Source organism: Mycobacterium sp. SMC-11, from assembly GCF_046250095.1.
In the GTDB taxonomy this organism is placed as follows: Bacteria; Actinomycetota; Actinomycetes; order Mycobacteriales; family Mycobacteriaceae; genus Mycobacterium; species Mycobacterium heraklionense_A.
The window spans coordinates 2017203-2042718 of the sequence record NZ_CP176430.1 but is presented as its reverse complement, the minus strand read 5'-3'; the positions used below and the strand labels follow the sequence as shown (position 1 = coordinate 2042718).

At 65.5% G+C, this 25516-nt stretch carries 22 protein-coding genes and 3 pseudogenes; 12 read left to right on the top strand and 13 right to left on the bottom strand.

Annotated features, from left to right (window positions below; all coding sequences use genetic code 11):
• Positions 1 to 45: 45 nt before the first annotated feature.
• The gene (locus ACKY0X_RS09535; protein WP_409429229.1) at positions 46 to 732 is read left to right on the top strand and encodes an MBL fold metallo-hydrolase; all 687 of its coding nucleotides are present in this window, start codon (positions 46 to 48) and stop codon (positions 730 to 732) included.
• A gap of 139 nt (positions 733 to 871) precedes the next feature.
• On the opposite strand, the gene ACKY0X_RS09530 is transcribed toward ACKY0X_RS09535, so the two are convergent.
• A complete protein-coding gene (locus ACKY0X_RS09530) occupies positions 872 to 1105 on the bottom strand; it encodes a hypothetical protein (RefSeq protein ID WP_409429228.1) in 234 nt (77 codons plus the stop codon).
• Between the two features lie 166 nt (positions 1106 to 1271).
• Between ACKY0X_RS09530 and ACKY0X_RS09525 the strand changes: the two are divergent.
• From ACKY0X_RS09525 to ACKY0X_RS09515, 3 genes and pseudogenes are all read left to right on the top strand, one after another.
• Positions 1272 to 1458: pseudogene (locus ACKY0X_RS09525) on the top strand (MBL fold metallo-hydrolase); the annotation flags it as partial.
• A gap of 708 nt (positions 1459 to 2166) precedes the next feature.
• Positions 2167 to 3735, top strand: coding sequence for a toll/interleukin-1 receptor domain-containing protein (locus tag ACKY0X_RS09520; RefSeq protein ID WP_409429227.1), 1569 nt, complete (start codon positions 2167 to 2169; stop codon positions 3733 to 3735).
• A gap of 326 nt (positions 3736 to 4061) precedes the next feature.
• A pseudogene (locus ACKY0X_RS09515) lies at positions 4062 to 4247 on the top strand (MBL fold metallo-hydrolase); the annotation flags it as partial.
• Positions 4248 to 4260: 13 nt separating this feature from the next.
• Here ACKY0X_RS09515 and ACKY0X_RS09510 read toward each other — a convergent pair.
• The 3 genes from ACKY0X_RS09510 to ACKY0X_RS09500 all read right to left on the bottom strand — a co-directional run bounded on the left by ACKY0X_RS09510 (position 4261) and on the right by ACKY0X_RS09500 (position 6093).
• A complete protein-coding gene (locus ACKY0X_RS09510; RefSeq protein WP_409429226.1) occupies positions 4261 to 4923 on the bottom strand; it encodes an RES family NAD+ phosphorylase in 663 nt (220 codons plus the stop codon).
• Positions 4920 to 5315, bottom strand: a complete 396-nt coding sequence (locus tag ACKY0X_RS09505) for an XRE family transcriptional regulator (protein ID WP_409429225.1) — start codon at positions 5313 to 5315, stop codon at positions 4920 to 4922. The genes ACKY0X_RS09510 and ACKY0X_RS09505 overlap by 4 nt, the downstream gene beginning before the upstream one ends.
• Positions 5316 to 5646: 331 nt before the next feature.
• Positions 5647 to 6093, bottom strand: a complete 447-nt coding sequence (locus tag ACKY0X_RS09500) for a universal stress protein (protein ID WP_046285560.1) — start codon at positions 6091 to 6093, stop codon at positions 5647 to 5649.
• Positions 6094 to 6271: 178 nt separating this feature from the next.
• Between ACKY0X_RS09500 and ACKY0X_RS09495 the strand changes: the two genes are divergently transcribed.
• Positions 6272 to 7888 (top strand): glycosyltransferase family 39 protein, encoded by a 1617-nt coding sequence (locus ACKY0X_RS09495; RefSeq protein ID WP_409429224.1) that lies wholly within the window; start codon positions 6272 to 6274, stop codon positions 7886 to 7888.
• A 5-nt stretch (positions 7889 to 7893) separates the two neighbouring features.
• Here the strand turns inward: ACKY0X_RS09495 and ACKY0X_RS09490 are convergent, their stop codons facing one another.
• Complete coding sequence (locus tag ACKY0X_RS09490) at positions 7894 to 8253, bottom strand: Rv2640c family ArsR-like transcriptional regulator (protein WP_409429223.1); 360 nt, start codon at positions 8251 to 8253, stop codon at positions 7894 to 7896.
• Between the two features lie 102 nt (positions 8254 to 8355).
• On the opposite strand from ACKY0X_RS09490, the gene ACKY0X_RS09485 reads away from it, so the two are divergent.
• Positions 8356 to 8751, top strand: coding sequence for an ArsI/CadI family heavy metal resistance metalloenzyme (locus ACKY0X_RS09485; RefSeq protein ID WP_409429222.1), 396 nt, complete (start codon positions 8356 to 8358; stop codon positions 8749 to 8751).
• Positions 8751 to 9785 (top strand): annotated as a pseudogene (gene arsB / locus ACKY0X_RS09480) (ACR3 family arsenite efflux transporter); the annotation flags it as partial. The gene ACKY0X_RS09485 and the pseudogene arsB, both read left to right, overlap by 1 nt.
• A gap of 17 nt (positions 9786 to 9802) precedes the next feature.
• Here arsB and ACKY0X_RS09475 read toward each other — a convergent pair.
• Both ACKY0X_RS09475 and uvrB read right to left on the bottom strand, forming a co-directional pair.
• Positions 9803 to 11233, bottom strand: a complete 1431-nt coding sequence (locus ACKY0X_RS09475; protein ID WP_409429568.1) for an MFS transporter — start codon at positions 11231 to 11233, stop codon at positions 9803 to 9805.
• Between the two features lie 68 nt (positions 11234 to 11301).
• Positions 11302 to 13482, bottom strand: a complete 2181-nt coding sequence (gene uvrB / locus ACKY0X_RS09470; RefSeq protein WP_409429221.1) for an excinuclease ABC subunit UvrB — start codon at positions 13480 to 13482, stop codon at positions 11302 to 11304.
• Between the two features lie 46 nt (positions 13483 to 13528).
• Here uvrB and ACKY0X_RS09465 point away from each other — a divergent pair, with 46 nt between their 5' ends.
• Complete coding sequence (locus ACKY0X_RS09465; RefSeq protein WP_409429220.1) at positions 13529 to 14068, top strand: DUF402 domain-containing protein; 540 nt, start codon at positions 13529 to 13531, stop codon at positions 14066 to 14068.
• Here the strand turns inward: ACKY0X_RS09465 and ACKY0X_RS09460 are convergent.
• From ACKY0X_RS09460 to ACKY0X_RS09450, 3 genes are all read right to left on the bottom strand, one after another.
• The gene (locus ACKY0X_RS09460) at positions 14040 to 16949 is read right to left on the bottom strand and encodes an RND family transporter (RefSeq protein ID WP_409429219.1); all 2910 of its coding nucleotides are present in this window, start codon (positions 16947 to 16949) and stop codon (positions 14040 to 14042) included. The genes ACKY0X_RS09465 and ACKY0X_RS09460 overlap by 29 nt on opposite strands.
• Positions 16946 to 17335 (bottom strand): MmpS family transport accessory protein, encoded by a 390-nt coding sequence (locus ACKY0X_RS09455; protein WP_065039591.1) that lies wholly within the window; start codon positions 17333 to 17335, stop codon positions 16946 to 16948. Before ACKY0X_RS09455 ends, ACKY0X_RS09460 begins: the two co-directional genes overlap by 4 nt.
• 71 nt (positions 17336 to 17406) lie before the next feature.
• Positions 17407 to 18006 (bottom strand): TetR family transcriptional regulator, encoded by a 600-nt coding sequence (locus tag ACKY0X_RS09450; protein ID WP_409429218.1) that lies wholly within the window; start codon positions 18004 to 18006, stop codon positions 17407 to 17409.
• Positions 18007 to 18138: 132 nt separating this feature from the next.
• Between ACKY0X_RS09450 and ACKY0X_RS09445 the strand changes: the two genes are divergently transcribed.
• Entirely contained in the window at positions 18139 to 18564 is a 426-nt protein-coding gene (locus tag ACKY0X_RS09445; RefSeq protein ID WP_065039566.1) for a hypothetical protein, read from the top strand.
• Between the two features lie 11 nt (positions 18565 to 18575).
• Here ACKY0X_RS09445 and coaE read toward each other — a convergent pair whose 3' ends face one another.
• Complete coding sequence (coaE, locus tag ACKY0X_RS09440) at positions 18576 to 19799, bottom strand: dephospho-CoA kinase (protein ID WP_409429217.1); 1224 nt, start codon at positions 19797 to 19799, stop codon at positions 18576 to 18578.
• A 30-nt stretch (positions 19800 to 19829) separates the two neighbouring features.
• Entirely contained in the window at positions 19830 to 21269 is a 1440-nt protein-coding gene (gene rpsA, locus ACKY0X_RS09435; RefSeq protein ID WP_409429216.1) for a 30S ribosomal protein S1, read from the bottom strand.
• Between the two features lie 174 nt (positions 21270 to 21443).
• On the opposite strand from rpsA, the gene ACKY0X_RS09430 reads away from it, so the two are divergent.
• Both ACKY0X_RS09430 and ACKY0X_RS09425 read left to right on the top strand, forming a co-directional pair.
• Positions 21444 to 22571: a PrsW family intramembrane metalloprotease gene (locus tag ACKY0X_RS09430; RefSeq protein ID WP_409429567.1), complete on the top strand. Its 1128-nt coding sequence runs from the start codon at positions 21444 to 21446 to the stop codon at positions 22569 to 22571.
• An 18-nt stretch (positions 22572 to 22589) separates the two neighbouring features.
• Complete coding sequence (locus ACKY0X_RS09425; protein WP_409429215.1) at positions 22590 to 23555, top strand: NAD(P)H-dependent flavin oxidoreductase; 966 nt, start codon at positions 22590 to 22592, stop codon at positions 23553 to 23555.
• 6 nt (positions 23556 to 23561) lie between these two features.
• On the opposite strand, the gene ACKY0X_RS09420 is transcribed toward ACKY0X_RS09425, so the two are convergent.
• Positions 23562 to 25079 carry an HNH endonuclease signature motif containing protein gene (locus ACKY0X_RS09420; RefSeq protein WP_409429214.1) on the bottom strand — a complete coding sequence of 506 codons (1518 nt, stop codon included), beginning with the start codon at positions 25077 to 25079 and terminating at the stop codon, positions 23562 to 23564.
• 88 nt (positions 25080 to 25167) lie between these two features.
• Here ACKY0X_RS09420 and ACKY0X_RS09415 point away from each other — a divergent pair, with 88 nt between their 5' ends.
• Positions 25168 to 25512, top strand: coding sequence for a transposase (locus ACKY0X_RS09415; protein ID WP_085266571.1), 345 nt, complete (start codon positions 25168 to 25170; stop codon positions 25510 to 25512).
• Positions 25513 to 25516: the final 4 nt, after the last annotated feature.

Sequence of the window (25516 nt, the reverse complement as noted above, 5' to 3'; positions counted from 1 at the left end):
GGTGGCCCTACCGACAACCAGCTCAGGGCCAGTACCGTGACGGTCATGACCTCCCAGATCGCGGTGGACGACAACTACACCGGACACGTCGAGCCCGGAACCGCGGCACGGCGCACCCTGCCCGGGGCCACCATCATCAAGGCGTCGGTGGGCCCGATGGACAACAACGCCTACCTGGTGACCTGCACCAACACCGGCAAGACGCTGCTGATCGACGCGGCCAACGACGCCGAGAACCTGGTGGCGCTGGTGCGCGAGCACGCCCCGGACGTGGCGCTGATCGTCACCAGCCACCAGCACTTCGACCACTGGCAGGCGCTGACCGCGCTGGCCGAGGCCACCGGGGCGCCGACGGCCGCCCACGCCCTGGACGCCGAGCCGCTGCCGGTCACCCCGGAGCGCATCCTGGCCGACGGCGACACCGTGACCGTCGGCGATCTGAGCTTCGACGTGATCCACCTGCAGGGCCACACCGAGGGATCGGTGGCACTGGCGCTGGACGGCCCGGCCACCGGCGGCGTGACGCAGTTGTTCACCGGCGACTGCCTGTTCCCCGGCGGTGTCGGAAAGACTTGGCAGCCCGGGGATTTCGAACGCCTGCTGGGTGACGTGAGCCGCAAGGTGTTCGACCGCTTCGGCGACGACACCGTCGTCTACCCCGGGCACGGTGATGACACCGTATTGGGGGCCGAGCGCCCCCACCTGGCGGAGTGGCGCGAACGGGGTTGGTGAGGCGAATTCCGCAGCCCTGGCGGGAGCACGGCAGCCACATTGACTGCTTCGCGCAGCGCCCCAGTGGGTGAATAGAACGGCGCGGCTTGGAAACGACTTGACCCCGCCACTTCAGTGACGGGGTCAAGCTGTCGATCGGCTAGCAGGCGGAGTTCCGGAGAATCTCCTCGTACTTGTCCACGCCGAGATCGTCACGACCTCGAATTGCGATCCACGCCTGGATCGTCGTCGGGTTCAAGGCGGTCGTCATAGGGTGCTCTCCCACCAAAGGCAGGCGCGCAACCAACTCCGACACCACTGCATCGATGTTCACGCCAGTAGCAGTGGCCTCGACGAACTCCCGCACATCTGCACGGGTGATCTCGATCTTCATCTATTTTCTCTTTTCTGTGCCCCGGGCATGCCGGGATCCAGGCGACAGTTCAACACTCCGCCGCGCGCCCAAGTTCCCGAGTAGGCGCCCCTCGGCGTGGACGTTGACATGGTCCGGCACTGGCGACCCGGACTTCGTGAGTTTCATCCTTGGACCAAGTTGCCTCGGGGACGGCCTGTTTCCCGGCGGTCCTGGAAGGAAGCCCAGATTAGTTCGATTCGCTGATGGGCGGCCTCGAAAGCAAGGTATTCGGCCGCTATAGCGATAACACGGTCGCCTGCCCCGGCCACGGAGACGACACCACGATCGGCGTCGAACGGCCGCATCTCGCCGAGTGGCGCGAACGCGGTTGGTGGGTTTGCCGTGAATGCGGGATGCGACGGCGCGCAGCGACACGCCCGAACGACGCTGGGGGCTTCAACTTGTAGTCGCGTAGCCGCCGCGAGTCACGGGTTGCACGGGATGCGTCGAAAGCATCTGCACGCCAACCGCTCGACATGTTGATACGCCAACAATGCAAGAAGCGAACGCTGTTGCTCTGCAAACAGTTTCAGCGACATTACACGTTGAGCTGGCGTCAATCAGGGCATAATTTGGCGCACGTGACGACAGCCAGTTCCGACTCCCCGGCCGCACTCGCACGCATCACCTAGCCTGCCGACGCCGACCAGCTCGGCCCGTGGACGACCGACAGCGACAGCGACAGTCAGTTTCGCCGCTTCACGATCCACACCTCGACGGTTCTCACCGTGGCTAGCCACACGGTTGAAGTTCGCGCCGAGGGTGAGCAGCACGATAACGGCACTACATGGCGCACAATCTCCGTCGAAACGGACGAGTTCGACGGGCTCGCCGCGCTCACCCCGATCGACGCCGCCGACCGGATCGACCTGCCGCGGCGATACCGACCGCGCGACACGAGAAGGCCCGCCAACGCGCGAGACTGCCAGGACTGCCATCAGGGGCGCGACATTTGGAGCGCGCGGACACGTCGCTCCCCGTCTCACGGCCCCGTCAATATTAGGATCTGAGGGTCCGTTGGACGCACCGAACGGACGCAGGTGATTTTGCGCCTAGATAACACCAACGAACTGAAAGAGCAAGGGGATGACTTGAACGCTGCTTCAGCCGACGGCAAGCACGCTTTCATCTCTTACGTCCGTGAGGACAAGGACGAGGTCGACAGGTTATGCCGGCATCTGGAGAACGCCGGGATCCCGTACTGGCGGGACAGGAAAGATCTCGCCCCCGGCGACAAGTGGAAAGACAAGATCCGCGATGCTATTGCCTCTGGATCAATTGCATTTCTCGCTTGCTTCTCTGAGCAATCAAGGGCCAAAGAAAAGTCCTACATGAACGAGGAATTGCACTTAGCTGTCGAGCAATATCGATTGAGGCCACCCGACCGAACTTGGCTCATCCCCGTGCGCTTCGACAGCGGCGATATCCCTACCTGGAATCTTTCGACGACGGACACTCTTAGCGACCTGGACTACGCTGACCTGTTCGGAACCGACTACGCTGACAACGCAATCAAGCTGATGGAGGCCGTGAAACGCGCACTTGGTTTGACCGGCATCGACTCTTCCACGCGACGAACGGCCCTTGAGGAAACCTCCGAATCCGACAAACCTCGGTCGTTTAGGCAACTCACAAAAGAACTCATCCGTGACCGCGATCGAGAAATCGATCTGGACGATATCGTCAGCGCAGAGGTGGCACGGGTAAGGACCGCGATGCGCGATGCCGAGCGCTTTCCGACGGACTGGAAGGGAGGAACGAATAATCAGCTCGCATTGGACGGAGCGCAGGCGGCGAATGACTATTGGCGTCTTACCGAGCCCTTCTGCTGGTCGCTGCAAGTTGCTGCCCGATACGGCACCGCCGAGACACTAACCCCGTGGGTCAAGGGTTTGAAAGCATTTGCCACTGAGGCTTGCAAGATCGCTGGAGGACACACCTTCTTACTCCACCTACGGCACGTGCCTTCGCTTGTCGCGGTGTTCGTCGCCGCAATGGCGTCCTCGGGTCAAGGCAAATGGGACAACTTCAAAACGCTGCTGATCGACAACACGGTAACCGACCGGAGTTACGATGCCCAGCCCAAACTTTCGATGGTTGAGACTGTCAACCCATACACGCCCTTCGACAACGATTCGATCACCCAACTACTCGTCAACGCGCTAGTGATGGGGCAGGACCTCGAAGCGACGCAGGCTGCGATCGACAGAAAAGAAGGGATGAATTACCACACTTCCTCCTCGGCGTGGCTGCATCGGATATTGCGGCCGATCTTCGACGAACAGTTTCCTGATGACGAAGACTACGATGCCGCCTTCGACTCAACCGAAGTCATTCTCGGGTTAGTCGATCAAGACCTGTTGAACCTGAGGCACGGAGCAGACCAGCAGCGTCAGTGGTTACGGGAAACTCATTGGCTCGGACAGTCAACTTGGCGGTCGCGGCGACATGGGAACCCACTCGAAGAATTCGTCGACGACCTCGCAAAGCAGTACTCCAGCTATGCGCCGCTCCAGGCCGGACTTTTCGGCGGAGGTTACGAACGAGCCAAGACCGCCACAGAGCAATACCGGGAGTCCTTCAACCAGATGCGCAACCGCTTCTGGTGAATCAACATCGGCAACCACGGCTGACCAGTGTGTTGGCAGTGCGGCGCCGCTCGGGCGCGTGGAAAAAGCCGGAGAGATACGAGCGCCTATGCCTACGAGGTGCACCACGGCGGCCTCGGGGAGTACTCCCCCACCCCGTATGGGGCGCCTCCCGCGGCGGCGGGGATGAACGACGCTGCACGCGCGGGGCGCTCGGGGGATGGTGGTGCGGCTGCACCATTTCCGCAGAACTCTCGGCGCTTCACCTGTTTGGACCCCGTTAGGGCAGGCACGGAGCATGTAGCGCGACCCGCTCCCGCGGGTGTATTCACGGTTTGGAGCCGACGGTATTCCCGGGCGGCTTCGGAAAGACTTGGCAGCCAGGAGATTTCGCGCGCCTGCTGGGTGACGTGAGCCGCAAGGTGTTCGACTGCTTCGGCGACGACACCATCGTCGTACCCAGGCACGGCGATGACACCGTTTTGGGGGTCGAGCGACCGCACCTGGCGGAGTGGCGCGAACGGGATTGGTGAATTCCCCCGCCGGTTAGGCAGGGCAGGAAGCCTCCAGGTCCAGATTCCACTCAGTCGTGACGGTGAGAAGCGGACCGGGAGCGGGGTCCGTCAGAGGAATGGTTTCGCCCACGAGGTCCGCGTCTCCGCAGCCCTCAAATAGGGCCACACAAGGTTGAGCGTCAAGCCGAGACAAAAATCTCACGGCAGCCACACCGTCGTCGTAGAGCTCACCAGCGATCGTCTGGGTAACCACGCGTCGACTCGTCGTGATTTCGTGCAGATCAAGGTGCTCCATGCCATGTTCGACCAGAAGCGGGGCATGCCTGTCTTCTATCTGTTGACGCACTGCCCCGTCGGTTAGGTCAACCATCGGGCCGTCCAGTCTTAGTAGCGCTGGAACTAGCACGTTCTGGCGACGCCAGCTTGCAGTTACCGGCTCCGAGGCGAAGTCTTCAGCCGCTTCGGGCCCGTATCGCTCGATATGCCTGAGCTTGGCACCGAGATTTGGCCGGAGGTCTGCCAGCACCTCGCGGAGGCAGGTTTCGGGCAAGTCGGCCAGATAGAGAGTGCGGAAGCGGTGGTGAATATCGTCGAAGCGATGACTGAAGCTGTATAGCTCGCGCGGCGTGAATCCAAGTGGACTTGCGTGGTAGCCAACTCGCCACAACAGCAGTTCGGAGCCGACTTTGGTCACGCCTGAAAGCTAGCGACCTGTCTAGCCGCTTGCACGACCATCGCGAAATCAGCCGTGTCGGACGCGTCGCCGAGAACTTCGACTGGCGCACGATCGTCGAGACGCGTGTTCGTGCCAAACAACCAGGCCCGAGCAGTCTTGGCGTCGTACGCATCAACAAGCATTCGGACAACTTTGTAGCCCTCGCGCAACCTGCGTTCGGTTACATCGTGCGGTTCCGGGCCGCCTACCCGCGCGTATCGGCCGATCTGTTTTGCATCGGCAAGTCCTGCGAGGGCTGCAGCGATTCGTTGTCCGACCACTTCCTGCAGGTAGCTGGCGATTTCACGGACTGGGCGGGTTGTTGCCTCGAAATCGAGCTTCTCGGCGGCGCTGGCTGTTAGAACAGACATGCTGGGACCTCCGGACGGGCTGTATCCACTCACGAGGCTACCACTAAACCTACTTAAAACAACACCCTAAACAACACCACACCGTGCTGTGCCAGGGTATACGTGCCAGCGGACCTCCTTACGGATTTTGTCCTGCCCTATACGTCGCGCCGCGGCACACCCGAAGCCTCCTCCGATACCGTCGAGCTTCTGGCGACGCCTACTGGGTGACGTCAGCCGCAAGGTATTCGCACTGGCGGAGTGGCGCGAACGGGGTTGGTGAATCTCCCCGGCGGTCAGCGAGCCTCGACGGAGGAGAGGCGAAGCTGGACCGCCGTACTAGCCCCGGCGGCTAGCCGGTGGTGTGAACGATCAGCACATCGATCTTGGAGCGCCGTGACACGTTGGCCGGCACCGAACCGAGCAGCCGCCCGGCGATGGTACTCAGGCCGACGTTGCCGACCACCAGCAGGTCGGCCTTGACCGACTCCGCCAGCTCCACCAGCGCGTCGACCGGGGCGCCGACGATGGCCTTCTCCTCGACCTCGTAGGCGCCGGCTGCGATGGCCCGCTCCTTGGCCTCCTTGAGGATGGCGTAGATCGGGGCGTTGCCCGAAGCCTTGTAGCCCTCGTCCTTCAGAGCGTCGGCGGCGCGGGGGTCGTCGGCGTGCGGCAGGTAGGCGGTGGCGATGACGACCTTCGCGCCTTCACCGGACGCCAGATGAGCCGCGCGGTCGACGGCGCGCAGCGACGAGTCCGAGCCGTCCGTACCGACCACCACGGTCTTGTAGCCGCTCATTGGTAACCCTCCCGGTGCATTTGTCGCCTGTTCGCAAATTGAGCCATGGCGACATTAACGCGTCGACGGCCCCGATGGGGGCGATTGGCGTCACATGTCGTTTGCGGCGCGGCGCGCCCAGCCGTCTGACCGGCCAGGAAGCCCCCTCTGGCAGGACTCGTGACGTAGCTGACATGCCGTGTCCAACGGTAACGTGGAATGTCATCACCGTCACCGCTACCGACAGCGCACGCCGTTGAGCCAGGTACTGAGCCCGGCCCCGGCGCGGACTGAGGCGGGTCCGCCACTGCGCCAACCGCGCTCACCGGATGCGGCCGTAATCGCCGCCGCGGCAACGGTGATCAGCGTCATCGGCGCCAGCCGGCCGTCGCTGTGGTTCGACGAAGCAGCCACCATCTCGGCGGCGACGCACCGCTCCCTGCCGGAACTGTGGCGATTGCTCACTCACATCGACGCGGTACACGGGCTGTACTACCTGGTGATGCACGGCTGGTTCGCGGTGTTCCCCGCGACCGAATTCTGGGCGCGGGTGCCGAGCAGTCTGGCCGTCGGCGTCGGGGCTGCGGGAGTGGTGGTGCTGTCCCGCGGGTTCACCGGCCGGCAGGTATCGATGTGCGCCGGTGCGCTTTACGCGATATTGCCGCGGATGACGTGGGCCGGTGTCGAGGCGCGCCCGTATGCGTTCTCGGCGATGGCCGCGGTTTGGCTCACGGTGCTGTGGGTGACCGCGACTCGGCGCAACACCGTGCGATTGTGGGTGGGCTACGGCGTGGCCGTCGTGGCGGCGACGCTGCTGAACACCTTCACCGTGCTGATGGTGGCGGTACACGCAGTGGCGCTGCGACAGGTGGGGGCCGACGATTCGGCGCGACGGAAATGGGCTGCGGCGGCCGGGATCGCACTTGCCGTGCTGGCCCCGTTCCTCTGGTTCAGCCAGGGCCAGATCCGGCAGGTCGCCTGGATTCATGCGCTGAACCCGCAGACCTTCATCGAGATCGTCCAGCAGCAGTACTTCGACAACAGTGTGCCGTTCGCGATCCTGGCGTGGCTGATGCTCGCGAGCGCCATCGTCGCCGTTCGAAACGGCACCCGCCGGTCCCCGGGCGCCGAGACCCGACGGCTCGCGGCGCTGTGCGTGGCCTGGATGCTCATCCCGACCGTGGCCACGCTGGCCTATTCGGTGGTGGTGAAACCTGTTTACTACCCGCGGTATTTGATCGGCACGGCTCCTGCGATGGCAATCGCGCTGGCGATCGCGGTCACCACCATCGCCACTTCGCGCCGCGGCGTGATTGGCATCGTCGCCGTGTTGGCGATCGCGGCGTTGCCCAATTACGTTGCCAATCAACGCGATCGCTACACCAAGGAAAAGGGCTGGGACTACAGCGCGGTCGCCGACGTGATCGTCGCGCACGCCCGGCCCGGGGACTGCCTGCTGATCGACAACACCACCAGGTGGCTACCCGGCCCGATCCGGGCGCTGACCGCCGCGCGTCCCGAGGCGTTCGCGAAGCTGACCGACCCTGGCCTGGGGCCGCACCGCCAAACCCTGGGGCGGCTGTGGGATGGCCATCTGGGGGTGTCGGCACTGAAAGATCAGTTCGACCGTTGCCCGGCGATCTGGACCATCACCGATCACGACCGCAGTCTGCCGGCCCATCAGCGGGCCGTGATGTTGCCATTTGGAACCCGGTTTGCGCGTACCCCCGACGGCCAGATGCTGCACGCGTTGCGCTTCCACGTAATCGAACGCTGGCAGTTCACCTTCGCCCAGGTGATCAAGTCCACCCGCTGAACACCCTAGGTGCAGCAGTTGGGGTCCAGTGCCGCGCACAATGCCTGCAAGGCATCCGGACGCACCCGGTGGAACATGTTCATCCCCCGCCGGTCTGACACCACAAAACCGGCCTTGCGCAGCTGTGTCAGGTGGTGACTGACGGTGGATTCGCTCAAGCCGAGCGCCGCGGCCAGGTCGCCGGACTTCTCCTCTCCGGCGGCCGAGCTGAACAGATACGACACGATCTTGACCCGAACCGGGTCCGCTAACGCCTTGAGCCGCAACGCGATCTGCAACGCATCAGCGTCAGTCATGGGCCCCGCGGCAACCGGGGCGCAACACACCGGCGCGGTGGTGTCGATCACCGGCAGCGCTTTGGGCATGCATCCATCATGACACAGTTCATTGACATATATCGAAAAGGTGGGAATGCTGACCCCAGGATCACTAGTTCGACATATGTCTCACAACCGGAGGTGGTTGCCATGTCCCGCGTACAACTCGCACTCAACGTCGATGACCTCGACGCCGCGATCGCGTTCTACTCCCGGCTGTTCGATACCGAGCCGGCCAAGGTCAAGCCCGGCTACGCCAATTTCGCGATCGCCGACCCGCCGCTGAAGCTGGTCCTGCTGGAAAACCCTGGTCACGGCGGGACGCTGAACCACCTCGGCGTCGAGGTGGCCTCGACCGAGATCGTCCACTCCGAGATCGCCCGCCTGGGCGAAGCCGGCCTGTTGACGGAGACGGAAATGGGCACCACCTGCTGCTACGCCGTCCAGGACAAGGTCTGGGTCAGCGGCCCAGACCGCGAACGCTGGGAGGTCTACACCAAGATCGCCGATGCCGAGTCCGCCGCAACCCCGGCCTCGTGCTGCTGATGGGCGACGACGCAACCTCTACAAGACTGTCCACCCTGGACCGATTGCTACCGGCCTGGATCGGACTGGCCATGGTCGCCGGCCTGGCCCTGGGGCGGATGATCCCAGGTCTGGGTGACGGCCTCAGCGCGGTGCAGGTCGACGGGATCTCGCTGCCGATCGCCGCCGGACTGCTGATCATGATGTATCCGGTGCTGGCCAAGGTCCGCTACGACCGGCTCGACGCCGTCACCTCCGATGGGCGGCTCCTGCTCAGCTCGCTGCTACTGAACTGGGTTGTCGGTCCGGCGGTGATGTTCGCCCTGGCCTGGCTGCTCCTCGCCGATCTGCCCGAATACCGCACCGGGCTCATCGTGGTCGGCCTGGCCCGCTGCATCGCCATGGTCATCATCTGGAACGACCTGGCCTGCGGGGACCGCGAAGCCGCGGCCGTCCTCGTCGCGCTCAATTCGGTCTTCCAGGTCGTCATGTTCGCGGTGCTGGGCTGGTTCTACCTTTCCCTGCTGCCCGGCTGGCTGGGACTGCCGCAGACGAGCATCGAAGTCTCGCCATGGCAGATCGCCAGGTCAGTCGCGATCTTCCTCGGGATACCGCTGGCCGCCGGGTACTTGACCCGCCGTTGGGCCGAACGCACCAAGGGCCGCGGCTGGTATGAGAGCCGGTTCTTGCCACGGATCGGACCCTGGGCGCTTTACGGACTGCTCTTCACGATCGTCATCCTTTTCGCGCTCCAAGGCGATCAGATCACCCACCGCCCCCTCGACGTGGTCCGTATCGCGATTCCGCTGCTGGCCTATTTCGGGGTCATGTGGGGCGGCGGCTACCTCGTCGGGGCCGCGCTCGGCCTGGGTTATGCGCGCACCACCACCCTGGCGTTCACCGCCGCCGGCAACAATTTCGAGCTCGCCATCGCGGTGGCGATCGCCACCTGGGGCGCGGCCAGTGGGCAAGCCCTAGCCGGGGTGGTCGGGCCCCTCATCGAGGTTCCCGTCCTGGTCGGCATGGTCTACGCGTCGCTGGCTCTGCGAAACCGTTTCGGGGCCGTACCGCCTCAATCAGCGCCACCGACGAGTGCACCGGCACCCCGGCTGGCCCGATAGGAGACCACGAACCCCATTGCGGCGAGCACGGCGAAGATCGCGAACAGCCAGCGCGCCGCGGGCTGGCCGGCGCTCATCGCGGTGTTGACCACCAGGCCGGCGATGCCGGCGCCGAACGCCCCGCCGATCAGCGTGACGGTGTTGACGGCGGCGGCGGCGGTACCGCCCTCGGCAGGATCGTCGACGCAGCTCATCGCCCACGCCGACAGGTGCGGCCAGCCGGCACCGACACCGATGCCCACGACCAGCAGTGCCAGCGCCCAGATCGCGCCGACCGCGGTCGGGTTGTAGTGGCTCATCCGGGCGAACGCGACCACCGCTAAACCCGCCGACATCACCAGCGGCGCGCTGATCACCAGGCCGATGACCACCCGCACCTTGCTCACCGACGCGCTGGCGATCTCGCTGAAGGTCCACCCGGTCGACAGCGCCGCGCCCAGGAAGCCGGCCATCACCGGCGGCAGGTGGGCCAGCCGTTGCCCGAGTAGCGGGATGTACAGGTTGGCCTTCGTGGTGGCCATCAGCAGGCCCAACGTCAGGTAGATCCACTTCTCCCGGCCGGGCTGGAACGCGCTGGACGGCAACACCGCCGACGACGACCGCCGGTCCACCACCAGAAACAGGGCCAGCAGGGCCCCGCCGACCAGTAGCAGCCCCATCGCCCCGATCAGGCTGCGCGGCAGCTGCGCGACGCTGACCGCCAGCGCGGCGCCGCCCAGTAGCAACAGCGACCGCACCGGGAACTTCACCGACTCGCCGCGGTGCCCGGTGCTCCCGGCCGGCAGCACCACACTGACCGCCACGCCCATCGCCACGGTCAGTATCGCCATGAGGCCGAACGCCCATCGCCAGATGCCGAACTGGGCGAATAGGCCGCCGGCCGCCGGCCCGACCAGGGTGCCGACACCCCACATGGCGGACACCAGCCCCGAGGCCCGCGTCCACAGCCAGCTGGGCAGGACGGCGTTGATCAGCGCCCACCCCAGCCCGGCCAACAGGCCGCCGCCCATGCCCTGCAGGGTGCGACCGACCAGCAAGACTTCCATCTGGGGCGCCAGCGCACAGAGCACCGTGCCCAGGCCGAAGGACAGCAGGCCGATCAGGTAGGCCGAGCGGGAACCCACTCGGACCAGCACCGCGTTGGCCGCGGCCGCGGCGATCACCGATCCGACCAGGTACAGGGTGGTCACCCAGGCGTAGAACCGCTCACCGCCGATGTCCTTGATGGTGTTGGGCAGCAGGCTGATCGTCAGGAACTCGTTGGTGGCGTACAGCGCCACACCGCCGGCCAGCACGGCCGCGGTGCCGAGATAGCGCCTACCGAGCAGCTCACGCCAGCTGCCAGCGCTCACAGCGGAGTCATGCACCACTGCTTCAGTCAGTTCCACCACCGCTTGCAGTCAATCACGGATCACCATCACACGCGAAAATGGATCGCCTGCCTGGCGCGTCACTTGATTCCGGCCGCGTCCATACCCCGCAGTTCCTTCTTGAGGTCGGCGATCTCGTCGCGGATCCGGGCCGCCAGCTCGAACTGCAGATCACGCGCCGCGTTCATCATCTGCTCGGTGAGGTCCTTGACCAGATCGGCCAATTCGGCCCGTGGCATGTTGCTGGTGTCGCGGCCTTCGAAGACCCCGGCAGAAACGTATTGGCCCGCGCGTCCCAGTTCTCCCTGGGCGCGCCGCCCGCGCGAGGCATTGCGGCCCGACCCGGCGACCTCGATGGATTCAGTGTCCTCCACCTCCCGATACACCTGGTCGAGGATGTCGGCGATCTTCTTGCGCAGCGGCTGGGGGTCGATGCCGTTGGCCTCGTTGTAGGCGATCTGCTTGGCCCGGCGGCGTTCGGTTTCGTCGATGGCCTCCCGCATCGAGTCGGTGATCTTGTCGGCGTACATGTGCACTTCGCCGGAGACGTTGCGGGCGGCGCGGCCGATGGTCTGGATCAGGCTGCGGGTGGAGCGCAGGAAGCCCTCCTTGTCGGCGTCGAGGATCGACACCAGCGACACCTCCGGCAGGTCCAGACCCTCGCGGAGCAGGTTGATGCCGATCAGCACGTCGTAGTCGCCGAGCCGCAGCTGCCGCAGCAGCTCCACCCGCCGCAGCGTGTCGACCTCGGAGTGCAGGTAGCGCACCCGGATTCCCATCTCCAGCAGGTAATCGGTGAGGTCTTCGGCCATCTTCTTGGTCAGCGTGGTGACCAGCACCCGCTCGTCGGCAGCGGTGCGCTGCCGGATCTCGGCGATCAGGTCGTCGATCTGGCCCTTGGTCGGCTTCACCACGACCTTGGGGTCCACCAGGCCGGTCGGGCGGATCACCTGCTCGACGAACTCGCCGCCGGCCTGAGCCAGCTCGTAGGGCCCCGGGGTGGCCGACATGTAGACCGTCTGGCCGATCCGGTCGGCGAACTCCTCCCAGGTCAGCGGCCGGTTGTCGCATGCCGACGGCAACCGGAACCCGAACTCCACCAGGTTGCGCTTGCGCGACATGTCGCCCTCGTACATGGCGCCGATCTGCGGCACGGTGACGTGCGACTCGTCGATGATGAGCAGGAAGTCCTCGGGGAAGTAGTCGATGAGGGTGGCGGGGGCCGTTCCGGCGCCGCGACCGTCGATGTGCCGCGAGTAGTTCTCGATGCCCGAGCAGAAGCCGACCTGGCGCATCATCTCGATGTCGTAATTGGTGCGCATCCGCAGCCGCTGGGCCTCCAGCAGTTTTCCGTGGTTCTCCAGTTCTTCGAGCCGGGCGGCCAGCTCCTCCTCGATCGTGGAGATGGCCTGCGACATCCGTTCCGGGCCGGCGACGTAGTGGGTGGCCGGGAAGATGCGCAGCGAGTCGACCTTGCGCACCACGTCCCCGGTGAGCGGATGCAGGTAGTACAGCGCCTCGATCTCGTCGCCGAAGTATTCGATGCGGACCGCCAGCTCTTCGTAGGAGGGAATGATCTCGACGGTGTCGCCACGCACCCGGAAGGAGCCGCGGGTGAACGCCATGTCGTTGCGGGTGTACTGCACATCCACCAGCAGCCGCAGCAGGCCGTCCCGCGGCACCTCCGCGCCGACCTGCAGCTCCACCGAGCGGTCCAGGTAGGACTGCGGGGTGCCCAGGCCGTAGATGCAGGACACCGAGGCGACCACCACGACATCGCGCCGGGACAGCAGGCTGGAGGTCGCCGAGTGCCGCAGCCGCTCGACGTCGTCGTTGATCGAGCTGTCCTTCTCGATGTAGGTGTCGGTCTGCGCGATATAGGCTTCCGGCTGGTAGTAGTCGTAGTACGAGACGAAGTACTCGACCGCGTTGTGCGGCAACATCTCTCGTAGCTCATTGGCCAGCTGCGCGGCCAGCGTCTTATTGGGCGCCATCAGCAGGGTGGGCCGCTGCAGCCGTTCTATCAGCCAGGCCGCGGTGGCCGATTTGCCGGTGCCGGTGGCGCCCAGCAGCACCACGTCCTTCTCCCCCGAGGTGATGCGGCGTTCCAGGTCGGCGATGGCGGCCGGCTGGTCACCGGCCGGCTGGAACTCGCTGACGACGTCGAACCGGCCGCCGGCGCGGACGATGCCTTCCACGGCGTCTGCGGCGGGCCGGTACTCCGAATGCGCGACGATAGGGTGTTCGGTTGCGAAGGCCACGGAAACCAGAGTAGGCCCGAGGGCCGACAGCGAGAGGCGGCCAGCGGTGCATCCACCCAAGGAAGAGACCTTCGACCTACGCGGCTACACCAACACCGACCCGAAAGGGGTGGTGCGCGACGTCGACGTCTACACGGTGCACCCGTGGGGCCTCTACCTGGCCCGCCCCACCCCGGGCCGGGCCCAATTCCACTACCTGGAGTCCTGGCTGCTGCCGTCGCTGGGCCTGCGTGCGACCGTCTTCCACTTCAGCCCCGGGTATGAACGCGACCAGGACTTTTACCTCGACGTCGGCGAGTACACGGCCGGACCGGAACGCTGGCACTCCCGGGACCACTACCTGGATCTGGTGGTCCGCACCGCATCCGGCGTCGAGCTCGCCGACACCGACGAGCTGATGGCCGCCGTCGCCGAAGGCCTGCTGAGTCAGCACGACGCCGAACATGCGGTGCTGCGCGCGGTGGCCGCCGTCGACGGCCTGGCCCGCAACGGCTACGACCTGCACCGATGGCTGGCCGGCCAAGGCATGCCGGTGACCTGGCCGGTCAGCGACGGGCTTAGGGGGTCACCACCGGGATCTCGGTAGTCGCCGGGTCGTCGGCCCCAGGTTCGGCCCCACGGTCGGTCATAGCCGGCCGGTTGCGGGTGAGCGATGAGGTGGGCAGCACCTTGATCGGCCACCAGAACCAGCGGCCCAGCAGCGCCGCGATCGACGGCGTCATGAACGCCCGGATGATGAAGGTGTCGAACAGCAGACCCAGGCAGATCGCGGTCCCGGACTGACCGATCGAGACCAGGTCACTGCTGATCATCGCGCCCATGGTGAACGCGAACACCAGGCCCGCCTGGGTGGCCACGCTGCCCGATCCCCCGACGCCGCGGATGATCGCGGTATTCATCCCGGCGCCGAGTTCTTCCTTGAATCGGGATACCAGGAGCAGGTTGTAGTCCGATCCCACCGCCAACAGGATGATCACGGTGAACGGCAGCACGAACCAGTGCAGTTGCAGGCCGAGGATGTGCTGCCAGATCAGCACCGACAGCCCGAACGACGAGCCTAGGGAGACCGCGATCGTTCCGACGATCACCGCGGCCGCCACGAGGCTGCGGGTCAGCACCAGCATGATGATCATGATCAGGCACAGGGATGCCATCACCGCCAGCATCATGTCGTATCGCAGGAACTCGCCGATGTCGTGATAGGTCGGCGCCGTGCCGCCGATGTAGACCCGGGCTCCCTGTAGCGGAGTGCCCTTGATCGCCGCCTTGGCCGCGGTCAGCTCCTCCTCGGTCTTGGACAGCGCCGCGTTGCCGGCCGGGTCGCCCTCGTGGGTGACGATGATCTGCGCGGACTTCCCGTCCGGCGAGACCATCAACTTGAGGCCCTTCTGGAAGTCGGCGTTGTCGAAGGCTTCCGGCGGCAGGTAGAAGAAGTCGTCGTTCTTCGCAGCGTCGAAGGCCTGCCCCATGACGGTCGCGGTGTCGGTCATCCGCGCCATCTGGTTGATCATCCCGTTGAACGTGCTGTACATCGTCAGCATCGTTTCGCGGATGTCCTTGGAAATGGCGATCATCGGCGGGAGCTGCGACACCATCTGCGGCATCAGGGTGTCCATGTGCTCCAGGTCGCCCAGCATCGCCGTCATCTTGTCGCTGAGATTGTCGACCCCGTCGAGCCCGTCGAAGATCGACCGCAACGACCAGCACATCGGGATGCCGGAGCAGTGCGGCTCCCAGTAGAAGTAGTTGCGCATCGGACGCCAGAAGTCGTCGAAATCAGCCATGTGGTCCCGCATTTCATCGGTGACCTGCTTCATCTCGGTGGTGTGGCCCACCATGTCGTGGGTGACTCCGGCCTGCTCCGACATCAGAGCGTGCATGCGCTCCATGATCTCGATCATCGAACCGAGCTGATCGGTCATATGCAGCATGTCGGCCATCCGGCCCTTGAGATAGTCGAGGTTCTCGGTGATGGGCACCGACTGCATGCTCAGCTGAAACGGCACCGAGCTGTGGTCGATCGGTGCCCCCAGCGGCCGAGTGATGCTCTGTACCTTGTCGATTCCGTCCAGTCGGAAGATGTTCTTCGCGATCCGATCCAGTACCAGCATGTTGCCCGGCGTCCGCAGGTCCTGGTCGGTCTCGACGAGCACGATGTCGGGGTTCATCCGAGCCTTGGAGAAGTGTCGATACGACGCCTCATAGCCCTGAATCGACGGCAGGCTCTTGGGGATGTAGTACTGGTCGTTGTAGTTCACCGAGTACGACGGCAGCACGCCGATCCCGATCAGGGCGACGATCATGGTCACCACGAAGATCGGCCCGGGCCACCGCACGATCGCGGTCCCGATCCGGCGCCAGCCCCGCGCCGAGAGTTTCCGCTTGGACTCCAGCAGGCCGAATCGAGTGCCCAGCAGCAGAACCGCGGGGGTGATCGTCATCGCCGCGGCGACCACGACCAGCATGCCGACCGCACACGGCACACCCATGGATGCGAAGTACGGCAGCCGGGTGAATTTCAGGCAGAACGTGGCGCCGGCGATCGTCAGACCCGAGCCCAACACCACATGCGAAACACTGTGGTAGGTGGTGAAGTACGCGGTGATGCGGTCTTGGCCCGCCGCCCTGGCCTCCTGATAACGGCCGATGAAGAAGATCGCGTAGTCGGTCCCGGCCGCGATCGCCAATGAGGTCAACAGGCTCACCGCGAACGTGGACAGCCCCATGATCTCGAAGTGGCCCAGAACGGCCACGATCCCGCGCGCGGCACCCAGTTCGACGAAGACCGTGAACAAGATCAGCAGGACCGTTGCGATCGAGCGGTAGATCATCAGCAGCATGACCGTGATCACCACGAAGGTGATCGCCGTCATCTTGAGCATGCTCTCGTCGCCGGCGTCGTTCATGTCCATCGTCAGGGCGGCCTGACCGGTCACATAGACGTGCAGGCCGGGCGGCGGCGAGCTGCCGTCGACGATGTCGCGCACCGACTGCACCGATTCCTTGCCGGTGGTGGTGCCCTGGTCGCCGACCAGGTTCAGCTGCACGTAGGCGGCCTTGTCGTCCATGCTCTGGGCGCCGCCGGCGGTGATCCGGTCGCCCCAGAAGTCCTGCACGTATTCGACGTGCTCGGTGTCGGCACGCAGCTTCTCCACCAAGCCGTGGTAGTAGGTGCGCGCCTGCTCGCCGAGCGGTTCGTCGCCCTCCAGCAGGACCATCACCATGCTGTCGGAGTCGAACTGCTCGAAGTTGGCGCCCTGCTTCTTGATCGCCTGGTAGGACTGGGCGTCCTTGGCCGCCAAGGACACTGAGTGTGCCTTGCCGACCTCTTCGAGCTGCGGCACAACGACGTTGACGACGACGGTGAGCGCCAGCCACGCCACCACGACCAGCAGCGGTACGCGGTGAATGAACCTTGCGACGCGGGAATGCGTGACGGTGTCGGTGGGCGTGCTCACGTCGCTCATGCCGACTTCACCAGACAGAAGACCTGGGCGTTATGGGTGTCGACGGTCTGTTCGTCACGCACCTCGCCGTTGACGGTGATGCGGCAGCCGATGGAGCTGCTGTCGCCCTGGGCGACCACGTTGGCGAAGATGGACGTCAGCTTGGTGGAGATGGTGAACGACCACGGCAAGGTCGTGAAATCGGCACGCTGCGGCTGTGAGTTCTCGTCAAGGTAGTTCACCTGGCCAACCGTCCCCTCGGGTCCGAACACTTCATAGATGACGTCTTTGGGGATCACGGGTCTGGACTCGTCGATGAAGGCGGTGGACGCGGGTTTGGGCGCCATCACCGCATGGATACGAAAACCCGCAAACCCTGCCAGCGCCGCCACCAGGACCACGACCATCGGAATCCAGGCGCGCTTCACGAAGTCAAAAATGTTCTTTCCCTTTCGCTTTCGCGTTAGGCCCAAGGGCTCTAAAGGTGTTGCAGGGGTTCCAGCAGGCTCACACAGCGCCGGACTTCGTCCGACAACGAGCCGGCCTCCGGGTCGCGCGACCAGCGCTGGATGCCGGTGTTCGCCGTCGCCATCACCGCGCTGGCGACGACTTCGACGCGCCGATCGTCGCTGGGCGACTGGAGTCGCTGGGCGATCAGCTCGACCAGCTGCGTTTCCAGCTCGGCCAATTCGGCGGTGTGTAACCGGAGCAGCTCCGGGATCTCGCAGATCATCCGCAGCAGCGTGGTGAGGCCGACCGAGTTCTCGGTGTGGACCTCGATGTGGTTGATCACCAGTTCGGCCACGTCGGCCATCAGGCGCTCTGCGCCCGGCCCATTCCGCACCACGGCGCTGAGCTCCGGGTCGAACGGCGGGAACGGCAGCACCACCGACGTTTCCTTGTTCGGGAAATAGTTGAAGAAGGTACGTACACAGACACCCGCGCGCTCGCTGATCATCGGCACCGTCACCGCGTCGTAGCCCTGCTCGGCGATCAACTCGACCGCCGCGCGATGGATCGCCGCTTCGGTTTCGCGCCGCCGGCGTTCCCTCAGCGAGCTGACCTGCGGCGCATCCACTCGGAAATCATTGCACACAATGCAAACTTTGCGTGCCATGCAAATTTTGTGATTCCGATCTCTCGGCCGCGCGGACTGTGACGCACGCTATGCCCGAGGGGCATTGCCCCGACCGCGCTAAACTCCGCTGCTATGAACGCCAAACTGCGAATCGGTGTCGCCGCTGCCACCACCGCAGCCGTGCTCGGGTGCGGTCAGCTGATCCCCGCTCCGGCGGCCGCCGCCGACGAACTGCACAACGTGACCTACATCGCGAAGGTCGACGCCTGGTCCAGCGGCAACGTGGTCACCTTCATGCGCAACGACACCGAGACCGCCAGCGCGGACCTCGATGCGTTCGGAACCCCGTTCGAGGCCAATACCGTGATGGCCGACCCCAGCAAGGCCGGCATGGTGATCCGGCTGCGTTTCCCGACCACCGCGACCGTGCATTGCGAAATCAAGGTCGATGACGTCACCACGGTCAAGAGCGAGCGCTTCGTCAATACCTGGGGCAACACCAATGACCCCCACACCGGCGCGATGTTGTGCGGCGCGCTGATCAGCAGCATGGCCTGATCAGCTGTCTCCTAGGGACGCCACCCGGTGTCGTCGGCCCAGGCCCAGGCCCACGCCCGCCGATAAGCGGTGTCGAACCACGGTTCCTTGACGTCGCAGTACGCGTCGATGTCGCCGTCGGCGGCCGCGCGTTCGGCGGCGCGCTTGATCGCCAGATAGTCGGCCCGAGCCTCGGCATCAGCGGACAGCCACGCCGGAAACAGCAGGGCGAACTGCTGATTGGGCCAGCCCGCGACCCGGATGTGGACGTTGGTGGCCCGCCCCGGGTCGGCGGAGGCGTGAAACCGCTTCTGCCACAACGCCGGGTCATCGCTGTGATCGAACTCGGCGACGGTGCTGCGGGCATCGGGCTTGCCGCTGTCGGCGGTGATCGTCTCCAACCGCGGGTATCCGGCAGCCAGCAATGCCTCGGCCAGTTCGTCCGCCACCGCCAGGGATTCGACCGTGATCTGCACGTCGATAACGTCTTTGGCGTCCAGTCCGGACACCGAGGTTGACCCGATGTGATCGAGGCGGATCGCCCGGTGACCACAGGTGGTACGCAGTCGGGCCAAGATGCGCTGCGCCTGGTCCGGCCAGGTCGGGTCGGCCGGCACCAGCCGTGTCGAAGACGGTACTGCCCGGCGGTTGGTGAGATTGTGCGCGAACGGCAGGATCCGCTGCTCCCACAGCTCAAGTGCTTTGGCGGCCAGGTCATCCGGGCTTCCGGAGTTGTCCAGCCAGACATCGGCGACGTCGCGCCGTTGCGGCTCGGTGGCCTGCGCGGCGATCCGGGCCCGGGCGTCTGCCTCGGACATGCCGCGAATCTCGGTCAGCCGGGCCACCCGAGTCTCCACTTCGGCGTGCACCACGACCACCAGCGGGAACAGCGGTGCCATCTGCGACTCGACCAGCAGCGGAATGTCCTCGACGATCACCGCATCCGTCCCGGCCGCGGCGATCAGCTCCGAACGGCGTTGCGCCACCAGCGGATGCACGATGCCGTTGAGCGTGGCCCGCTTGTCGTCGTCACTGAATGCGATCGCGGCCAGCGCCGGACGGTCCAAAGCTCCGTCCGGAAGCAGGATGCCCGGCCCGAAGGCCTCGACCAATTTGGCGAGGCCTTCGGTACCGGGCTCCACAACTTCACGGGCGATGACGTCACCGTCAACGATGACGCCACCGTGGCGGCTGAAGGTAGCCGACACCGTCGACTTACCGGCGCCGATACCGCCGGTCAGACCGATACGCAGCATCTGCGCCCCTTCAGCCCGCTTGGGCGCGATTTAGGCGCTGTTACCGGCGAGCTTCTCACGCAGGGCAGCGAGCTGCTCGTCGCTGGCCAGCGAACCACCGGCCGGAGCCTCGTCGCGGTGCGAACCGTTGGCACCCGAGCGCGGCTCGGCGTGCTCGGCAGCGGCGAACTTCTCCATCTGCGCGGTGTGCATCTTGTGACGACGCTCGGCCTCGGCGTAGCGGGCCTCCCACTCGGTGCGCTGCTTGTCGAAACCTTCGATCCACTCGTTGGTCTCGGCGTCGAAGCCCTCGGGGAAGATGTAGTTGCCCTGCTCGTCGTAGCTGTCGGCCATGCCGTACTTCGAGGGGTCGAACTCCTCGGTGTAGTCCTCGTTGGCCTGCTTGAGGCTCAGCGAGATCCGGCGGCGGTCCAGGTCGATGTCGATGACCTTGACCATGGCGTCGTCGCCAACCGCGACCACCTGGTCCGGGACCTCGACGTGGTGCTCAGCCAGCTCGGAGATGTGCACCAAGCCCTCGATGCCCTCCTCGACACGGACGAACGCACCGAACGGCACCAGCTTGGTGACCTTGCCCGGGACGATCTGACCGATCGCGTGGGTGCGGGCGAAGTGGCGCCACGGGTCTTCCTGAGTGGCCTTGAGCGACAGCGAAACCCGCTCGCGGTCCATGTCGACGTCGAGCACCTCGACGGTGACCTCGTCGCCCACCTGAACGACCTCGGACGGGTGGTCGATGTGCTTCCAGGACAGCTCGGAGACGTGCACCAGGCCGTCCACGCCGCCCAGGTCGACGAAGGCGCCGAAGTTGACGATCGAGGAGACGACACCCTTGCGGACGGCGCCCTTCTGCAGCTGGTTGAGGAACTCGCTGCGCACCTCGGACTGGGTCTGCTCCAGCCAGGCACGACGGGACAGCACCACGTTGTTGCGGTTCTTGTCGAGCTCGATGATCTTGGCTTCGATCTCTTTGCCGATGTAGGGCTGCAGGTCGCGGACCCGGCGCATCTCCACCAGCGAGGCCGGCAGGAAGCCGCGCAGGCCGATGTCGAGGATCAGGCCGCCCTTGACGACCTCGATGACGGTGCCCTTGACGGCCTCGTCCTTCTCCTTGAGCTCTTCGATCGTGCCCCAGGCGCGCTCGTACTGGGCGCGCTTCTTGGACAGGATCAGACGACCCTCTTTGTCCTCTTTGGTCAGGACCAGGGCCTCGACCTCATCACCGACGGACACCACCTCGTGGGGGTCGACGTCGTGCTTGATGGACAGTTCGCGGGAGGGGATGACCCCTTCGGTCTTATAACCGATGTCGAGCAGGACCTCGTCCCGGTCAACCTTGACGATCGTCCCCTCGACGATGTCGCCATCGTCGAAGTACTTGATCGTTTTGTCGATGGCGGCGAGAAAGTCCTCGGCCGAGCCGATGTCGTTGACGGCTACTTGCGGCGAGGTGACGGTGGGACTTGGCATGTGTTGGGTTGCTCCGGACATTTTGGCGTAGTAGGGACTCAGCTGTTCTCACGCATGCTGCGCATGCGGTCGCCCGCGATCTGGTCTAGGACTAGTCGAGGACTACCTGTTGAGGCTACTCGACGCGTTGCACGCTGGACAAACCGGTGGCTACGCTCCCTCGCTATGCCTCAGATGCGGAACCGGCGAAGGGTCGGAGCGCCGCTCATTGTGATCGTCCTGCTCGCCGTCCTCACCGTGTTCCTGTTGCTGCTGTTCACCGCGGCTAACCCGAGCGGAACCCTGACAGCGCTGGTACTGGCGAGCATGTCGATGCTGGTGGTGCTGTTGTGCTATCGCTGGCTGGACCGCTGGGAGCCCGAGCCGCGCCGACTGCTGCAACTGGCGTTCTTGTGGGGCGCATCGGTGGCGGTGGTGCTGGCGGTCGGGCTGGAGACCTTCGGGTCCTCGGTCGCCACGGTACGGCCGCTGGTGTCGAAGGCCTTCGACATGGCGGCCATCCAGGCGCCGTTCATCGAGGAGGCCGCGAAAGGCCTGTTCCTGCTGGTCATGTTGACCGGGCGCCGACGGCTGGCGCTGAACTCGCTGACCGACTGCATGGTGTACGCGGGCGTCGTGGCGGTGGGTTTCGCCTGGATGGAGGACATCGTCTACATCGCGCCGGCCGAGTCACCGGCCCAGATGGCCGCGGTGGCCATCGCCCGGCTGATCTTCGGTCCGTTCGCCCACCCGCTGTTCACCACGATGACCGGAATCGGAGTGTTCTTCGCGCTGCGCCGCCACGGATTCTGGTCGAAGGCCATCGTGATCCTGATCGGCTACCTGGCCGCGGTCGCGATGCACGCCTCGTGGAACGCCTCGCTGGCGATGGGCGGCGGGCGGCTCTTCCTGGTGACCTACGTGTTCTGGCTGGTTCCGGTGTTCCTGCTGATGGTGCTACTGGGGATGTTGAGCCGCCGGCATGAGCAGCAGCTGGTTGCCAGCAAGCTGCCCGGCATGGTGGCCGGCGGCCTGATCAGCGCCAACGAGGCGACCTGGCTGGGCTCGATCCGCAGCCGCAAGCTCGCGATCCGTGAGGCCACCCGCATCGGTGGCCGGCCCGCCGGCAAGGCGGTCAAGAACTTCGCCGTGCAGGTGGTCCAGCTGGCGTTCATCCGGGATCGCATCGACCGGGGTTTCGGTGATCCCGAGGTGTTCGCGGTGCAGCAGGAGGACGCCTACGGGGTGGTCGCCGCCCGCACGGCTGCGCCGGTGCTCTACACGATGGCCGGGTATCACTCTCCCCTGCCGGTGCGGCGCTGATCTCCGGGAGGCATCGCGATGTCGCTGCGCAATCGCCTCACCGACTACTTCGGTATCGAGCACCCGATCGTGCTGGCGCCGATGGCGCAGGCATCCGGCGGCCGGCTCGCCGCGGCCGTCACCCATGCCGGTGGGCTCGGTCTGCTCGGCGGGGGTTATGGCGACCCTGACTGGGTGCAGCGCGAATTCGATGCCGCGGGCGAAGCGCGCGTCGGCTGCGGATTCATCACCTGGAGCCTGGCCCGCGCGCCGGAGGCTCTCGCTGTCGCACTCGACCGGAACCCGGCGGCGATCATGCTGTCCTTCGGTGATCCCGAGACGTTCGCCGGAGACATCCGCGATGCGGGCGTTCCGCTGATCTGCCAGGTGCAGACCCTGGACCAGGCGCAGGCGGCGCTGCGGGCGGGCGCGAACGTGATCGTGGCCCAAGGCGCCGAGGCCGGTGGCCACGGAATGTCGCGCCGCTCGACCATGACGTTTGTCCCGGCCGTCGTGGACCTGGTGGCCGAGCGCTCCCCGGAAACGTTCGTGGTGGCCGCGGGCGGGATCGGCGACGGGCGCGGGGTGGCCGCGGCACTGGCGCTCGGCGCCGACGGCGTTCTCATCGGTACGCGGTTCTGGGCCGCCAGCGAGGCACTCGTGTCACCGAACGCGCACCAGCGAGCCATTGAAGCCAGCGGCGAGGACACCGTCCGCACCCGCGTGTACGACCTTGTGCGACAACTCGATTGGCCCGCCCACTACGACGAACGGGCGCTGCGCAACACGTTCCTGCAGAGCTGGCACGGCGACGAGGGCCACTTGCTGGCCAATCTGCCCGCGGCCATCGCCGCCTTTGAAGCCGGGCTCGCCGCAGCGGACTTCGACATTGCGCACATCCTGATCGGCGAGGCCGTCGGCCTTATCCACGACGTGGCGCCCGCGGGTGCCATCGTGGCGCAGATCGTTCAGGACGCGACCCGAATCCTGAACCGCGGCTCGTGACGGCCGTTAGAAGGGTGGTGGGTCGTCGTCTGCGGTGGAGGTGGCTTTGGGGAACCAGACGGCGTCGAATGCAGCGTGTCGCGCTTCGCGGGCTTTATGGTTCTGGTTGCGTTCGGTAGCGATACGGGCCGCGCGGTGTTGGGCGCGGGTGCGCCGTCGGCGGGGCATCATCGCGGTGCGCTCACCACAGCGGTCATCGACGCGCTGTCGCGGTGTCGGCAGGTCCCCGGTGGGCACGCACAAGTGCGGGAACAGCCACGAACTGCCCGGGGTGGTGACGTAAGTGCACCCCGACGGCGACGTCAGGATCACCGTGCCATCGGGCAACTGCTGATCTCGCCACCCCCAAAACGTCTTCACCAAATGATGGGTGCGGCAATAACATTTGAGATTCGACGCATGCGTGGGCCCACCGTCACCGTAGGCAATCGTATGGTCCAGATCGCAGTCGAGCGCCGGGCGGTCACAACCGGGCCAACGACACGTCATATCCCGGCACCGCACAAAATCCGCCAACGCCTTCGACGGCACATACCCCGGCTCCGGCGGAGCATCGCCGGGATGCACCAACGACACCAACCGGGCCGATCGGGCGAGCTCAGCAACCACCTCCGGCGGGATCAACCCCTCGGCCCCGACCAACGAGCCCGGCGCAACCCCAGTCCCATCGACGCTGGCCCGCTCAGCGATCACATGAATCAACACCGGTGAGGCCGCCGCCCGGCCTCCCGCCGCGCAGTCCGGGCGCCCGCAGCGACAACCCAGCCGATCGGCGCGGGCCGCCAACGCCCCCATCGCATCGGCACGCCGCTGCTCACGCGTGCGCGGATCGTGCTCACACACCGTGGCGGCCAACGCATCCAGCGCCTTGTCCAGTGCACGGGCATCGGTGGTGAACAGGCTGCCGTAGATCTCGGTGAGCCCACCCTCTTGATCGCTGAAGCCGACCTCACGCTGGGCTTGGCGTTCTTTGCGGCGGCGCACCGCATCGGCATCGGCCTGGGCCACGATCTTGTCGATCTTTGCCGCCAACCGACTCCTGGTCAGCGACGGCCACCGACCCACCTGCGCCGCCAACTGCCCATCAACGACCGCCAGCACCTGCCGGTCGGTGATCAACCCGGTGCGATACACGATCGTCTGAAACAACCGCATATCGATATCGCCGGCCTTGAACACCTCGGCCACCTGCGGCAACTCCTCACGCATCACCCGCGCGTAATGCAACCGACTAGCCGCCAGCCCTTGGCTGATCCGCAACGCCGCCGCCACCTCCGCAGCCACCGCCGCCTCGGTATCGACCGCCCACACTTCGGTCTCACCACAGCGACTCAACCGCAGCGCAAACAACTCCCCGATCGCCACCAACTGCGCCGCCGCCGCCCGATTCTCCGCCCGCGCCGACACACACACCCGATCCACCAACGCCGCCGACTCCGACGTCACCGACGGATACCGCCGCTCAAACAGCTCACTAAGCCGCGCCACCGACTCCGGAGACGGAACCCGCGACTGCTCGAACATACGTTCGATTATAGCGGATTCCACTGACTCAAACTTTCTGACAGGGCCGCGTTATTCACAACGCGGCCGTGAGGAGGTTGAGTGGGTCATGGTCCGATCACGACGAACGAAGATCCCTGCGGAGGAGAAAACCCGGCTGGTGCTGGCGGTACTGGCCGGGGAGATGACCGGTGCCGAGGCCGCCCGGCGGGGCGGGGTGTCCTCGACCCAAGTGACGAAGTGGAAGCATCAGTTCCTTGAGGCCGGCGCTCAACGGATGCAGGAAGTGCCCGGTGGAGCCCCAGGGCAGGCCGGTACCCCTGAACAGCGCCGACTCCGGCGCGAGAACGAGGAACTCAAGCTCGCGCTCGCTGAGGCGACGGTGCAACTGCGGATCTGGCAGCGCGGCGCCGCGCTGATCAATCAGGTCCCTTCCAGGACCTCGAAGCCCTAAGAGA